Genomic DNA, 12,873 nt, shown 5'->3' with positions numbered 1-12,873 from the left:
TTAGAATAGAAGTTGAAAAGTTAACAGATAGGTGGCTTCAACAATGACAAATCAACGTGTATTAACTGTTCCAGGCGGTATTAATTTCCGTGAACTCGGTGGCTACTCGACTAAAGATGGCCGACAAATTAAATGGCATAAAGTTATTCGAACGGGGGGACTTGACCAATTAACGCCCGCTGGACAAGCTTTGTTAGGTGATTACGGTGTCCGCTACGATATCGATTTTCGTTCACCACAAGAAGTTCTGGACGCTCCTGATCGGATTCCTGGCAGTGCTAAGTACGTGTACGCACCCGTGTTTAATGTTGACGAAACGCTTAATTCAGATGGTACTGACAAGATGACGGCTAATTTGGAAAAACATCCGGATAGTGGGTTTGAACACATGCTAAAAGTTTATCGGATGGTGGCCAACGAGCAACATGCCAAAGATGAATATCGGCGCTTCTTCGATAATTTACTGGCCAATGATCGACCTGATTCAACGTTGCTATTTCACTGTACAGCGGGGAAGGATCGGACCGGAATGGGCGCAGTTTACTTATTGACAGCGCTAGGGGTTGACTTTAAGACGATCAAGCAGGATTACCTGCTAACAAATCAAGCTTCAATTGGTCGAATCAACGGGGCAGTTATGGACGCGCGGGCACAGGGCGCTTCAGCAGCAACGGTTGACAGTATTCGGGCACTGTGGTCGGTTGATGCAGCCTATTTAGATGCGGCCATGACTGAAATCAAACGGCAATCAGGCAACTTGAATCATTATTTACACACAGAACTTAAATTAACTAATAATGAAATCAATGATTTACAACGGATCTATTTAGAATAGGAAGTGTGACAATGCGCTATCTTGCTAGTTCCAGTCATGACATTCGAACAAACCTGGCTATTGAGACGTATTTGATGGAACACGCTGATTTAACCGAGCCAATTTTGTATTTTTACATTAATGATCCTTGCATTATTGTTGGTCGTTATCAGAATGTTAAGGCGGAAATCAATCAGGACTATGTCGATCAGCACCACATTACGTTGACACGGCGAACTTCTGGTGGTGGTGCTGTATATGATGATCTTGGTAATGTTAGTTTTAGTTTTATCACTAAGGATGATGGGGACGGTTTTGGTAACTTTAAGCGATTCACAGCACCGGTCTTAAAGGCCTTGCATGCCATGGGGGCCACCAATGCGATGATGAGCGGTCGTAACGACTTATTGATTGATGGCAAGAAATTCTCGGGTAACGCGATGCACGTTGAGAATGGCCGAATGTTTTCCCATGGGACTCTGATGTATGATGTTGACCAAACGCAGATTGCTCAAGCACTGACGGTGCCCACGGACAAACTAGCTTCCAAGGGGATCAAATCAGTTCGGAGTCGGGTTACGAACTTAAAACCTTACATGGCGCCAGCATACCAACACTTAACGATCGAAGCTTTTCGAGATACGTTAGCCCGTGAAATCTTGGGTGTGGCTGATTTAAGTCAAGCTAAGTCGTATCCGTTAGATGATGTCGCTTTGGCAGGCGTGGCGGAATTAAATCAGCGATATTTCAAGAACTGGAATTGGATTTATGGCCAATCACCAGCGTTTACCGTCAAGCAGCGGCGGCACTTTGATGCCGGTACGGTTGAGTTTCAGCTTAACGTCGATGCTGGACGGATTAAGACGGTTACGATTTATGGTGATTTCTTTGGTGCAAAACCAATCACACCAGTCATTGAGCGACTGACTGGTGTGAAATATGAACGTCAAGCAATTACGGCGGCACTAGCCCCCCTTGATTTAACGGCCTATTTCGGCCATATTAATTCAGCCGAATTAATTGATTTAATCGTTGCTTAGCGAGATTGTGAAAATGGCTATTAACGATGATAGTTGCATGAAAATAGAACGGGCGGACTGGATTTGCTTAATGGAGTGTGGCGACTTGTCTTAAGCTAATTCAGTTAGTTATTAAATAAAGTTGAAAGCGCTTAAAATTGTTTTGCTTTCTCTAGTGAAATCCATTACAATATAGTTATTAATTTAGAAATTATATAATATTTGACTATTTGATTATAAGAAGGAGTTGTTTTTAATGCACAAGTTTATCGCGATGGTTGGAACTAATTCAGATCAATCGACTAACCGTAAGTTATTGCAATACATGCAAGCCCACTATGCGGATCAAGCAGAAATTGAGTTAATGGAAATTAAAGGGTTGCCAATCTTTAATAAGCCAGAAAATCGTCAAATTCCAGAACAGGCCCAAATGATGGCCGATAAGATCGAACAAGCGGATGGGGTGATTATCAGCACACCAGAGTATGACCATTCAGCCCCGGCCGTTTTAATGAACGCCTTGGAGTGGCTCTCATTTCATATTCAGCCTTTTGTTGATAAACCGGTGATGATTATTGGTGCGTCGTATGGCGCGTTGGGAACTTCACGGGCCCAGGCCCATCTTCGGCAAGTCTTGGATTCACCAGAATTGCGTGCACGGATCATGCCGAGCTCAGAATTTATGTTAGGCCATTCGTTACAGGCTTTCGATGATGAGGGGAACCTAACCGATGAACAAAAAGTTGCTAAGCTAGATGGTTTGTTTGCTGATTTTCAAGTTTTTGTAGCAATTACGAAGAAATTAAAGCATGCTAACGCAACGACGCATCAAGAAGTTCGCGATATGGACTGGGAAAAATTATAGAGAGGGCGACGACGAATGAAATTAGTTGGAATTGCAGGTTCAATTGAAGATAAGTCTTATAACCGATTATTATTAAAGTTCATTGCTAATCATTTTAGTGACATGGTTGACATTGAAATCTTGGATATTCAAGACGTGCCCATGTTTAATCAGAGTGACGATCAAACAGAAGGCGAAGCAGTTCAATATCTGAAGCGGAAAATTATGCAGGCGGACGGCGTTATTATTGCCACACCGGAACATAATCACACGATTACGGCCGCTTTGAAGAGCGTGATCGAATGGCTATCGTTCAAGATTCATCCAATGTCTGGCAAACCAGTATTGATCGTAGGGGCTTCTTATTATGATCAAGGTTCTTCGCGGGCCCAGTTAAATTTACGCCAAATTTTGGAATCACCTGGTGTCGATGCGGTTGTAATGCCTGGAAATGAGTTCTTGCTTGGTGAAGTTAAGCAGGCCTTTGATGATCAGAATAATTTAAAGGATCCACGAACTGTGTCATTTTTACAAGAAACGTTAGGTAAGTTCCTGAAGTTTGTAAAGATGGTCAATGCGATGGACGCAGAAGCCCATGCTGATGATTGGAAAAATGAAGATCTTGAAGCTAAGGGCGAAGTTGAGACGACCATTAAAGGTGTTGATATGCATGCTGCTGATTGGGTTGAACAAGCGGCTGCTAAGACCCATGCGGCTGAAGGTGACGATTACGTCAAGCTAGACCGGGGCGTACTGACGGTTAAGCAATTAAATTGGTTCTTAAATTCGATGCCAATGGAATTGACTTATGCCGACGCCAACAATCAGTTCTTATACTATAATCACCAAATGGATGGCGATAAGATGCTGGCTTCACGGACACCAGCACAAGCCGGCAACCCATTAGCTGATTGTCATCCAAAACGGGCTGTTCCAGGTGTTAAACGGGCCGTCCATATGTTACGGACAGGTGAAACCGATCTCTTTAAGTTACCGGTACCTGGTATTCCTAATAAATATGTGATGCACTATTACCAAGCCTTACATGATGATAAGGGCGAATACAAAGGCATTAACGAGTTTGTACTGGACCTATTACCAATTGTTAAGTATTACCTGAAGCAGACTGGGCAGATGTTAGCGCCTGATCCAGATGCTAAGACGGATGCCGTTTCGGGGGCATCGTCAAAAACCAAAACACCAAAGCCTGATGATGTCTCTGGGGCATCAGTAGACACGGATGTAGAACCAGCTGTTGACGATGTATCGGGTGCATCGGCCGACACCGAAGCAGCGCCGGTACCACCAACAAAGCCGGCAACACCTGAAGTTGACAGTGTTTCTGGCGCTTCAGCTAAATAGTCAAGCAAGTTCTTAACCAAGAAGCTTTGAGGATTGATGTTCTCAAAGCTTCTTTTTTTGTGGTTAAGTCAATTATTCGGTAATTTAGATATAAATAATATTATGATGATGGCCATTCATAAATGTTAATTAGTGATGAATAGTAGTGAATCGATTGCTAATATTGAGCGTTTGGTCAAAATCTAAAGTAATATTAGTCAACTTGTTTATTTTAAAAACACGAACATTAAAATGTTAATTAATCAATAAAGTTAAGAAATTCGTTGACAGTGAGGCGGCTGGTTGCTAAACTAATGGTGAAAACAGAGAAAGAGGGATCGTGATGGCGAAAGTTGGTTTGATAATGGGGTCAATTTCCGATTGGCCAACCATGCAATTAGCGGCAGAACAGTTGACAGCGCTAGGGGTATCTTATGAGCGGCACATAATTTCAGCGCACCGAATGCCCCAGACCTTACAGTCTTATGGTGAACAAGCAGCAGTGCGCGGTATTCAAGTGATTATTGCGGGAGCGGGTGGTGCCGCCCATTTACCAGGAATGTTAGCCGCCAATACGCTATTACCAGTAATTGGTGTCCCCATTAAGACGCATACGTTGAACGGGGTCGATTCATTATTGTCGATTGTCCAAATGCCGGCGGGAGTTCCTGTCGCGACCATGGCGATCGGGGAAGCTGGAGCTAAGAATGCTGCCCTAATGGCTGCCCAAATTATTGGTTTACGTGAGCCTGAGGTACAACAGGCTATTGGTGATTTCCGTATGCGGCAACGTCAGGAGGCTGAACAAAGTGAACGTCAATTTTAAGAACGCCATCTTACCACCGGCAACGATTGGCATCGTTGGTGGTGGCCAGCTTGGTCAGATGATGACGCTTAGTGCTAAAGCGATGGGTTATCATGTGGGAGTTCTCGACCCGATGCCTAAAGCACCGGCTGCCCAAGTTGCTGATTTTCAAATTGTGGCTGCTTATGACGATCAAGCGGCGTTATTAGATTTAGCACGACGTAGTGATGTCTTAACTTATGAGTTTGAAAATGTTGATGAAGCCGCACTAGTTGCCGCCCAAGCCTACGCGCAGTTGCCACAGGGAACCGCCTTACTTCATATTACTGGGGACCGACTTAATGAGAAGCAATTTCTTCATGATCATGGCATTCCGGTTACCCCGTTTGCACCAGTGACAGATTTACAGTCATTGAACTATGCCCTTAATCGTGTCGGTACCCCGGCGATTCTTAAAACAGCGGCGGGTGGTTATGATGGTCACGGACAGACGGATTTAGCAACGACCACGGTGACGGATGCGGCCCACGCACTGTTGGCACAACCATGTATCTTAGAAGCCCGCCAGGAATTTCGAACAGAAGTTTCAATGATGGTGACGCGCAGCGCTGCTGGTGTGGTGACACCCTTTCCATTAGTCGAGAACCAACACCAACATCACATTTTACACACAACGATTGCACCGGCCAACGTTCGTCCTAGTGTTCATGCTGCCGCGCGCAAAATTGCGGTGTCTATCGCGGAGGCTTTACAACTACGGGGCGTTTTAGGAATTGAATTCTTTGTACTACCGGATGATACCTTATTAGTCAACGAGTTAGCGCCGCGGCCCCATAATTCGGGACACTATACGATTGAGGCCTGCAATATCTCACAATTTGAAGCCCATATTCGAAGTATTTGCGGTTTGCCGATTCCAGCCATCACTCAGACAAGTCCAGCGGTAATGCGCAACCTGTTAGGCGCGGACTTGACATTGGCACGGCAACAGTTGATCAATCATCCAGAGTGGCATTTTCATGATTACGGGAAGGCTGACATTAAGCCACAACGCAAGATGGGCCACGTGACCGTTTTAAATCACGATATTGATGCGGCATTAGCAGCACTGGCAAGTTTGAAAGGAGAACAATAATCATGACAGCTCCAATTGAGAAAAAAGCACTACTATACACTGGTAAAGCCAAAGCGATGTATGCCACTAATGATCCCGAAATTTTGTGGGTCGAATATTTGGATCAGGCAACGGCCTTAAACGGGAAGCGCAAAGTTCCGATTGAGCAGAAAGGTCGCTTAAACAATCAGATTGCAAGTCTGATTTTTAAAGACCTAGCTGCCCATGGGATTGTGAACCATTTCATTGATCAACCTTCAGACTACGTGCAGCTTTTGCGGCGCGTTACGATGATTCCACTAGAAACCGTCGTTCGTAATGCCGCGTCAGGGAGTTTTGAGCGTAAGTTTGCAGTGCCACATTTAACTAAATTCACTGAACCGGTACTGGAATTTTTCTACAAGAGCGATCAATTAGATGATCCCTTTATTAATGAGTCACAGATCCAAGCGTTGAACGTGACAACGCCAGCGACTGTGGCTGAAATCAAACGGCAAGCCTTGCAGGTTAATCAACGGCTAACGGCAATTTTTGCGGCAATGGGTGTGCAACTCGTTGATTTTAAAATCGAATTTGGTTTGACGACCACGGGTAAAGTTTTGCTAGCTGATGAAATTTCACCGGATAGCTGTCGATTAGTGGATTCAAAAACCGGGGCATCACTTGATAAAGATGTCTTTCGCAAGAATCTTGGTAATTTGACGAGTGTTTATCAGGAAGTATTGGCACGGTTAGCAACCGTTGAGGAGGCCTAACATGTACTTAGTTAAAATCTATGTTACTTATAAGCAATCAATTTTAGATCCCAAGGGTGAGGCCATTCATGATGCCCTACATCGGCTGGGATATACGAATGTGGATGCGGTTGAGTTAGGCAAGTATTTTGAGGTTAAGATTCACGCAGATGATCGACCAGTAGCTGCTGAAATTGATGAAATGTGTGATCAGTTGTTAGCTAACGTCAACATGGAAACCTATCGTTACGAAATTACTGAGATGGAGGCTTTATAATGCTGAGATTTGCCGTACCAGTTTTTCCTGGTTCTAATTGTGATCATGATATGGTAAACGCTTTGCGCGATGTTTTACACGTCTCGGCGGATTTGATTCCTGCAACGGCAACGTCACTGGCAGGTTACGATGCGGTCATTTTACCGGGCGGTTTTTCGTACGGTGATTACTTGCGAAGTGGAGCCATTGCTCGTTTTGCACCGATTATGCCAGCCGTGATTGCGTTTGCAAACGCAGGTAAACCAGTTATCGGTATCTGTAATGGCTTTCAAGTGTTAACTGAGGCTGGGCTATTACCAGGTGCCTTGCAGTCGAATCGTTCAGCCAAATTTATTTGTCAAGATAGTCGGTTACGAATTGTTAATCATGGGACAGCTTTTACGTCCGCGTATGGTTCAACGGATCAAATCAGTTTGCCAATTGCGCATGGTGAGGGTAATTATTATTGTGATGAAACGACGTTAGCTGAGTTACGTGCCAACCATCAAATCATCTTTGAATATGTCGATAATCCGAATGGTAGTACGGAAAACATTGCTGGTATCATGAATCGAGCCGGTAACGTGTTAGGCATGATGCCCCATCCAGAACGGGCTGTGGAAATGATTCTTGGTTCCACAGATGGTCTGGGAATTTTTCAGTCCGTCATTGCTAATCAAGAGGAGGCTACGCATGCTTAGAAAGCAACCATTATCACCGACCGATGTTCGTGATTCCAAGGTATATCGGGATTGGGGTTTGACCGATGCTGAATATCAATTATTAACGGATGAAGTGCTCGAACGTTTGCCTAACGAGACCGAGACTGGCCTATTTTCTGGCATGTGGAGTGAACATTGTTCGTACAAGAATTCTAAGCCAGTTCTGAAGAAATTTTGGACACAAGGTGAACAAGTGCTTGAGGGCCCTGGTGAAGGGGCGGGTATTATTGATATTGGTGATGGTCAAGCCGTTGTTTTTAAGGCCGAAAGTCACAATCACCCGTCAGCGGTCGAACCTTATGAAGGTGCGGCGACCGGTGTGGGTGGCATTATTCGCGACATTTTCTCAATGGGGGCTCGTCCAATTGCCTTATTAGATAGTTTGCGATTTGGTGAACCAACGGATGCGCATACTAAATACTTGATTTCACAAGTCGTTGCTGGAATTGGGGGTTATGGCAACTGTATCGGAATTCCAACGATCGGTGGCGATACCGTGTTTGATGCGAGCTATCAAAAGAATCCGTTGGTGAATGCCATGTGTGTCGGTATTTTGGACCAGGCTGACATTCAAAAGGGGCAAGCAACAGGAATTGGAAATGCCGTTATTTACGTCGGTGCCAAAACGGGACGCGATGGCATTAACGGTGCTTCCTTTGCTTCAGCCGAATTTAATGATGCCAATGAGACGCAACGTTCCGCTGTTCAAGTTGGTGATCCCTTCATGGAAAAACTATTGATGGAAGCGTGCCTTGAAGTGATTCATGATCACCGGGATATCTTGATTGGTATTCAAGATATGGGGGCGGCCGGGCTCGTATCATCTTCGGCCGAAATGGCTTCTAAAGCCGGAAGTGGCTTATCCTTGAATCTTGACTTAGTCCCGCAACGAGAAACTGGCATGACGCCTTTTGAACTGATGCTTTCTGAATCACAGGAACGGATGTTACTGTGTGTTAAAGCGGGAGCGGAAGCTGAGATTTATCAGGTCTTCGAAAAGTACGGTCTGGATGCCGTCACTATCGGTAAGGTAACGGCTGGTCATCAATATCAATTATTTCATCACGGTAAACTAGTCGCTGACGTGCCAGTTGATGCGTTGGCAACCAAGGCCCCCGTCTATGAACGAGAAAAGAAACGGCCGACCCGTTTGAATCATCAGAGTCACCATCAATTTATGCCGCGACTAGTTGATGCGACCGGAACATTGAAGAAGATGCTGCAACAACCAACTATTGCCTCCAAGGCAGCGTTATATGGCACTTATGACTCGCAAGTTCAGACGAATACGGTCGTCAAGCCAGGCTCAGATGCAGGTGTAATTCGGATTCGGCATACGGATAAGGCCTTAGCAGTTACGACTGATGTGAATGGGCGATACTTATACTTAAATCCACGGATCGGTGGTGAAATCGCCGTCGCAGAAGCGGCGCGTAATATTGTGGCTTCGGGTGGGCAGCCTTTAGGAATCACTGACTGTTTAAATTATGGTAATCCGGAAAAGCCAGAGCAATTTTATGATTTAGATGAGTCGGCCATGGGAATTGCGCGTGCTTGTCAGTTATTCAATACGCCAGTCATCTCTGGCAATGTTTCGTTGAACAATGAATCGAATGGTGAAGCGATTTATCCCACCCCGATGATTGGCATGGTAGGATTGATCAAACATCAAAAAGATATTACCACCAGTGATTTCAAGCACGCTGGCGATGCGGTCTACGTATTAGGAACAACGGCAGCCGATTTCAACGGCAGTGAACTACAAAAGATGTTGACCGGGACGATTAGTGGTGAACTGTTTGATTTTGACCTCGTGACCGAAAATCGCAATCAACGATTATTGTTAACGGCAATTCAAAAGGGGTTAGTGGCCAGTGCCCATGATGTTTCTGAGGGTGGGTTGATTACCACGATCGCGGAAGCTTGTTTCCCACAAAGTATGGGGGTAGAACTGGTTAGTGATTTATCTGCTACCAATTTCTTTGCGGAAACGCAGTCGCGGTTTGTTATCTCGGTGACACCAGAACATCAAGCAGCTTTTGAAAGCTTGATGGAACCGTATGTGACTTATTTAGGACAGACGACGGCGAAGGACCGACTACATGTTCAGACTGCTGATCAAGCCTTTGATATCAAAGTGAGCTTTGCAAAACAGTTGTGGGAAGGGGCGTTACCATGCCTACTGAAGTAAGCAGTCTAAATGAAGAATGTGGTGTGTTTGGTGTTTGGGGTTCGCCGGATGCGGCTCAATTGACGTATTTTGGACTTCATGCATTGCAACATCGTGGTCAGGAAGGTGCTGGGATTACCGCTAATAATCATGGTAAGCTTCAGACGGAACGGGGGCTCGGTCTATTAGCTGATGTCTTCCGTGATCCTCGTCGCTTGGCACACTTGACGGGACAAGCCGCCGTGGGGCACGTTCGGTACGCAACGGCTGGTAATCATGGCTTAGAAAATATTCAACCATTGAGTTTTAATTTTAGCGATGCGCAGTTTGCCCTCGCTCATAATGGCAATTTAACTAATGCGGTGACATTACGGCAGCGCTTAGAACAACATGGGGCTATCTTTCATGCCAGTTCTGATAGTGAAATTTTAATGCATTTGATTCGGCGCAGTCCGGCAGCCACGTTAACGGAGCAAGTTAAGGATGCCTTACGACAAGTGCATGGTGGCTTTGCCTACTTATTATTAACAAACGATTGTTTGATCGCGGCTTTGGACCCTAATGGGTTACGGCCATTAGTCGTGGGTCAGCTACCCACGGGGGGGTACGTCGTTTGCAGTGAGACCTGTGCTTTGGATACGATCGGCGCTACGTTTGTTCAAGATGTTCAGCCGGGAGAACTGTTAATAATTGATAATCATGGTTTGACGATTGATCACTATACAACTGATACACAGTTAGCCATCTGCTCGATGGAATTTATTTACTTTGCGCGTCCGGACTCGGATATTCATGGTGTCAACGTCCATTCTGCCCGTAAACGAATGGGGGCTCAGTTAGCCATTGAGCAGCCGGTAGATGCTGATATTGTTGTCGGGGTCCCGAATTCATCCCTGTCGGCGGCGACTGGCTATGCTGAAGCAAGTGGCCTGCCTTATGAAATGGGGTTGATCAAAAATCAGTATTCATCAAGAACTTTCATTCAACCGACCCAAGCATTACGGGAACAGGGCGTCCGAATGAAACTCTCAGCTGTCAAAGGGGTCGTTGCTGGCAAACGAGTCGTGTTAATCGATGATTCAATCGTACGTGGAACGACTAGTCGCCGTATCGTTAAATTATTGAAGGATGCGGGCGCAAAATCAGTTCACTTGCGGATTGCATCGCCACCGTTACGCTATCCATGCTTTTACGGGATCGATATTCAATCGACTAACGAGTTGATTGCGGCTCAACAAACGATTCCTGAGATGTGTCAGACATTTGGCGCCGATTCACTAGGTTTTTTGAGTGAACAAGGGGTCATTGATGCGGTTGGCTTACAGACCAGTGAACCATATGGCGGATTGTGTATGGCTTATTTTAATGGCGACTATCCGACGGCACTGTATGACTACCAAGCAGAGTACGATGCAGAAATTGCGCAATTACACGCCAATCATGAAGGGGTGATCAAGTGAGTGATGCGTATAAGCGGGCTGGCGTTGATATTAATGCCGGCTACGATGTCCTAAAGACGGTCAAACAAATGAGTGGTAATCAACAATTGGGCGCATTTGGTGGTGCTTTTCCACTGGGTCCGGACGTGACGACCAATAATCCCGTGCTAGTAGCTGGTACGGATGGTGTTGGTACTAAATTATTGGTGGCGATTGCGGCTGATCGACATACGACGATTGGTATCGACTTAGTGGCGATGTGTGTGAACGATATTTTAGCACAAGGGGCGACGCCGCAATTTTTCTTAGATTACTTAGGCTTAGGGCATACAGATCAGGATCGGGTCAAGGCCATTTTGACCGGGGTTGTGGCCGGTTGTCATCAGGCACATACGACTTTAATTGGTGGTGAGACGGCTGAGATGCCGGATATGTATGGTCAAAACCATTATGATCTCGCTGGTTTTGCGGTAGGGATTGCGAATCGCGCCGACTTATTATCGCCAGCTAATGTGACTGCTGGGGATGTTCTGATTGGTTTACCATCTAATGGGCTACATTCTAATGGTTTTAGTCTCGTACGTGATATTTTATTCAAACAGCATGATTACCAATTAACAACGGTTTTCAAAGAACTTGGTCATGACCTACAGACTGAACTTTTACGACCAACGACCATCTATGTTGATGCCGTTCAACCATTATTACAACAAAAATTAGTGGCGAGCATTGCTCACATTACTGGTGGTGGCTTAATTGAAAATGTTGCGCGGGCATTACCAGCCGGTTTAAGTGCCCATCTGGAGTTGGGACAATGGCCGGTACCACCGATTATGCCGTTATTAGCTGAACTTGGGGACTTAACGGCAACGGACTTACGGTCGACCTTTAACCTAGGATTAGGAATGGTCCTGATAGTTCATCCAGATCAAGTGGCGACGGTGATAGCGAAGTTAACAGCTACTCAGCAGCCTTATTATCAAGTTGGAACAGTTCAAGCTGGTTCGACTCCGGTTGTTTTTGAGGAGGCCCAGCATGGTTAAAAAAATCGCGGTATTTGCTTCGGGCAACGGGACGAACTTTGATGCTTTACAGCAGGCTATTAAGGTACGCCAACTACCCGTAGTGCTTGGATTGCTTGTGTGTGACCAGCCAGATGCGCCCGTGATTGCGAAGGCCCGAGCAGTTAATGTACCCATACTAATTGTTGATTTTCATGAGTATGCCAACAAGGCGGCTGCGGAGGCCATTATTTTAACGGCACTGCAGGCGCGACAAATTGATGTCGTGTTATTAGCAGGATATATGCGGATTATTGGTCCCACCCTGTTGAATGCTTATGCTCATAAAATTATTAATATCCACCCGGCACTGTTACCGGATTTTCCAGGTCGTCACGGCATTGAAGATGCTTTTGCGGCTGGTGTTACTGAGACGGGGGTGACGATTCACTATATCGATGCTGGTATCGATACTGGGCAAATAATTGCCCAACGCGTTGTTCCAGTTGCACCCGATGATACGTTGTCAACGCTGGCGACGCGTATTCATATTTGTGAACACCAATTTTATCCAGATGTGTTACAGACACTCATTAATGAAGGAGCAATTTAAG

General features: G+C 45.5%; 13 protein-coding genes. All 13 read left to right on the top strand.

Annotated features, from left to right (window positions below; genetic code table 11):
• The first annotated feature begins 43 nt into the window (after positions 1–43).
• The 13 genes from LP667_RS11810 (at position 44) to purN (ending at position 12,872) form a co-directional block, all read left to right on the top strand.
• A complete protein-coding gene (locus LP667_RS11810) occupies positions 44–835 on the top strand; it encodes a tyrosine-protein phosphatase (protein ID WP_021730786.1) in 792 nt (263 codons plus the stop codon).
• An 11-nt stretch (positions 836–846) separates the two neighbouring features.
• Positions 847–1,854: a lipoate--protein ligase gene (locus LP667_RS11805; RefSeq protein WP_056988557.1), complete on the top strand. Its 1,008-nt coding sequence runs from the start codon at positions 847–849 to the stop codon at positions 1,852–1,854.
• 235 nt (positions 1,855–2,089) lie between these two features.
• Positions 2,090–2,698 (top strand): NADPH-dependent FMN reductase, encoded by a 609-nt coding sequence (locus tag LP667_RS11800; protein WP_021730784.1) that lies wholly within the window; start codon positions 2,090–2,092, stop codon positions 2,696–2,698.
• Between the two features lie 15 nt (positions 2,699–2,713).
• Complete coding sequence (locus tag LP667_RS11795; RefSeq protein ID WP_021730783.1) at positions 2,714–4,039, top strand: NAD(P)H-dependent oxidoreductase; 1,326 nt, start codon at positions 2,714–2,716, stop codon at positions 4,037–4,039.
• Between the two features lie 322 nt (positions 4,040–4,361).
• Entirely contained in the window at positions 4,362–4,844 is a 483-nt protein-coding gene (gene purE, locus LP667_RS11790) for a 5-(carboxyamino)imidazole ribonucleotide mutase (protein ID WP_021730782.1), read from the top strand.
• Complete coding sequence (gene purK / locus LP667_RS11785; protein WP_021730781.1) at positions 4,828–5,958, top strand: 5-(carboxyamino)imidazole ribonucleotide synthase; 1,131 nt, start codon at positions 4,828–4,830, stop codon at positions 5,956–5,958. The genes purE and purK overlap by 17 nt, the downstream gene beginning before the upstream one ends.
• Before the next feature lie 2 nt (positions 5,959–5,960).
• Positions 5,961–6,692, top strand: coding sequence for a phosphoribosylaminoimidazolesuccinocarboxamide synthase (gene purC, locus LP667_RS11780; RefSeq protein ID WP_056988556.1), 732 nt, complete (start codon positions 5,961–5,963; stop codon positions 6,690–6,692).
• A gap of 1 nt (position 6,693) precedes the next feature.
• Positions 6,694–6,948: a phosphoribosylformylglycinamidine synthase subunit PurS gene (gene purS / locus LP667_RS11775; protein ID WP_021730779.1), complete on the top strand. Its 255-nt coding sequence runs from the start codon at positions 6,694–6,696 to the stop codon at positions 6,946–6,948.
• Positions 6,948–7,628: a phosphoribosylformylglycinamidine synthase subunit PurQ gene (purQ, locus tag LP667_RS11770; RefSeq protein ID WP_021730778.1), complete on the top strand. Its 681-nt coding sequence runs from the start codon at positions 6,948–6,950 to the stop codon at positions 7,626–7,628. The genes purS and purQ overlap by 1 nt, the downstream gene beginning before the upstream one ends.
• Entirely contained in the window at positions 7,621–9,840 is a 2,220-nt protein-coding gene (gene purL, locus LP667_RS11765) for a phosphoribosylformylglycinamidine synthase subunit PurL (protein ID WP_021730777.1), read from the top strand. Before purQ ends, purL begins: the two co-directional genes overlap by 8 nt.
• Positions 9,825–11,279 (top strand): amidophosphoribosyltransferase, encoded by a 1,455-nt coding sequence (gene purF, locus LP667_RS11760; RefSeq protein ID WP_021730776.1) that lies wholly within the window; start codon positions 9,825–9,827, stop codon positions 11,277–11,279. Before purL ends, purF begins: the two co-directional genes overlap by 16 nt.
• On the top strand, positions 11,276–12,301 hold the full coding sequence (gene purM, locus LP667_RS11755) for a phosphoribosylformylglycinamidine cyclo-ligase (protein WP_021730775.1): 1,026 nt from the start codon (positions 11,276–11,278) through the stop codon (positions 12,299–12,301). The genes purF and purM overlap by 4 nt, the downstream gene beginning before the upstream one ends.
• Complete coding sequence (gene purN, locus LP667_RS11750) at positions 12,294–12,872, top strand: phosphoribosylglycinamide formyltransferase (RefSeq protein WP_021730774.1); 579 nt, start codon at positions 12,294–12,296, stop codon at positions 12,870–12,872. Before purM ends, purN begins: the two co-directional genes overlap by 8 nt.
• Position 12,873 lies beyond the last annotated feature (1 nt).

It is taken from the genome of Lactiplantibacillus paraplantarum (assembly GCF_003641145.1).
Classification (GTDB): Bacteria; Bacillota; Bacilli; order Lactobacillales; family Lactobacillaceae; genus Lactiplantibacillus; species Lactiplantibacillus paraplantarum.
The sequence above is the reverse complement of the archived record's forward strand: the minus strand, read 5'-3'. Positions and strand labels throughout refer to the sequence as shown.

What these genes read in the sequence shown, in the direction of transcription:
- purL (WP_021730777.1), top strand. Translation starts at nt 7,621, where the DNA reads ATGCTTAGAAAGCAACCATTATCACCGACCGATGTTCGTGATTCCAAG.
- purQ (WP_021730778.1), top strand. Translation starts at nt 6,948, where the DNA reads ATGCTGAGATTTGCCGTACCAGTTTTTCCTGGTTCTAATTGTGATCAT.
- purC (WP_056988556.1), top strand. Translation starts at nt 5,961, where the DNA reads ATGACAGCTCCAATTGAGAAAAAAGCACTACTATACACTGGTAAAGCC.
- purF (WP_021730776.1), top strand. Translation starts at nt 9,825, where the DNA reads ATGCCTACTGAAGTAAGCAGTCTAAATGAAGAATGTGGTGTGTTTGGT.
- purE (WP_021730782.1), top strand. Translation starts at nt 4,362, where the DNA reads ATGGCGAAAGTTGGTTTGATAATGGGGTCAATTTCCGATTGGCCAACC.
- LP667_RS11805 (WP_056988557.1), top strand. Translation starts at nt 847, where the DNA reads ATGCGCTATCTTGCTAGTTCCAGTCATGACATTCGAACAAACCTGGCT.
- LP667_RS11800 (WP_021730784.1), top strand. Translation starts at nt 2,090, where the DNA reads ATGCACAAGTTTATCGCGATGGTTGGAACTAATTCAGATCAATCGACT.
- LP667_RS11810 (WP_021730786.1), top strand. Translation starts at nt 44, where the DNA reads ATGACAAATCAACGTGTATTAACTGTTCCAGGCGGTATTAATTTCCGT.
- purN (WP_021730774.1), top strand. Translation starts at nt 12,294, where the DNA reads ATGGTTAAAAAAATCGCGGTATTTGCTTCGGGCAACGGGACGAACTTT.
- LP667_RS11795 (WP_021730783.1), top strand. Translation starts at nt 2,714, where the DNA reads ATGAAATTAGTTGGAATTGCAGGTTCAATTGAAGATAAGTCTTATAAC.
- purS (WP_021730779.1), top strand. Translation starts at nt 6,694, where the DNA reads ATGTACTTAGTTAAAATCTATGTTACTTATAAGCAATCAATTTTAGAT.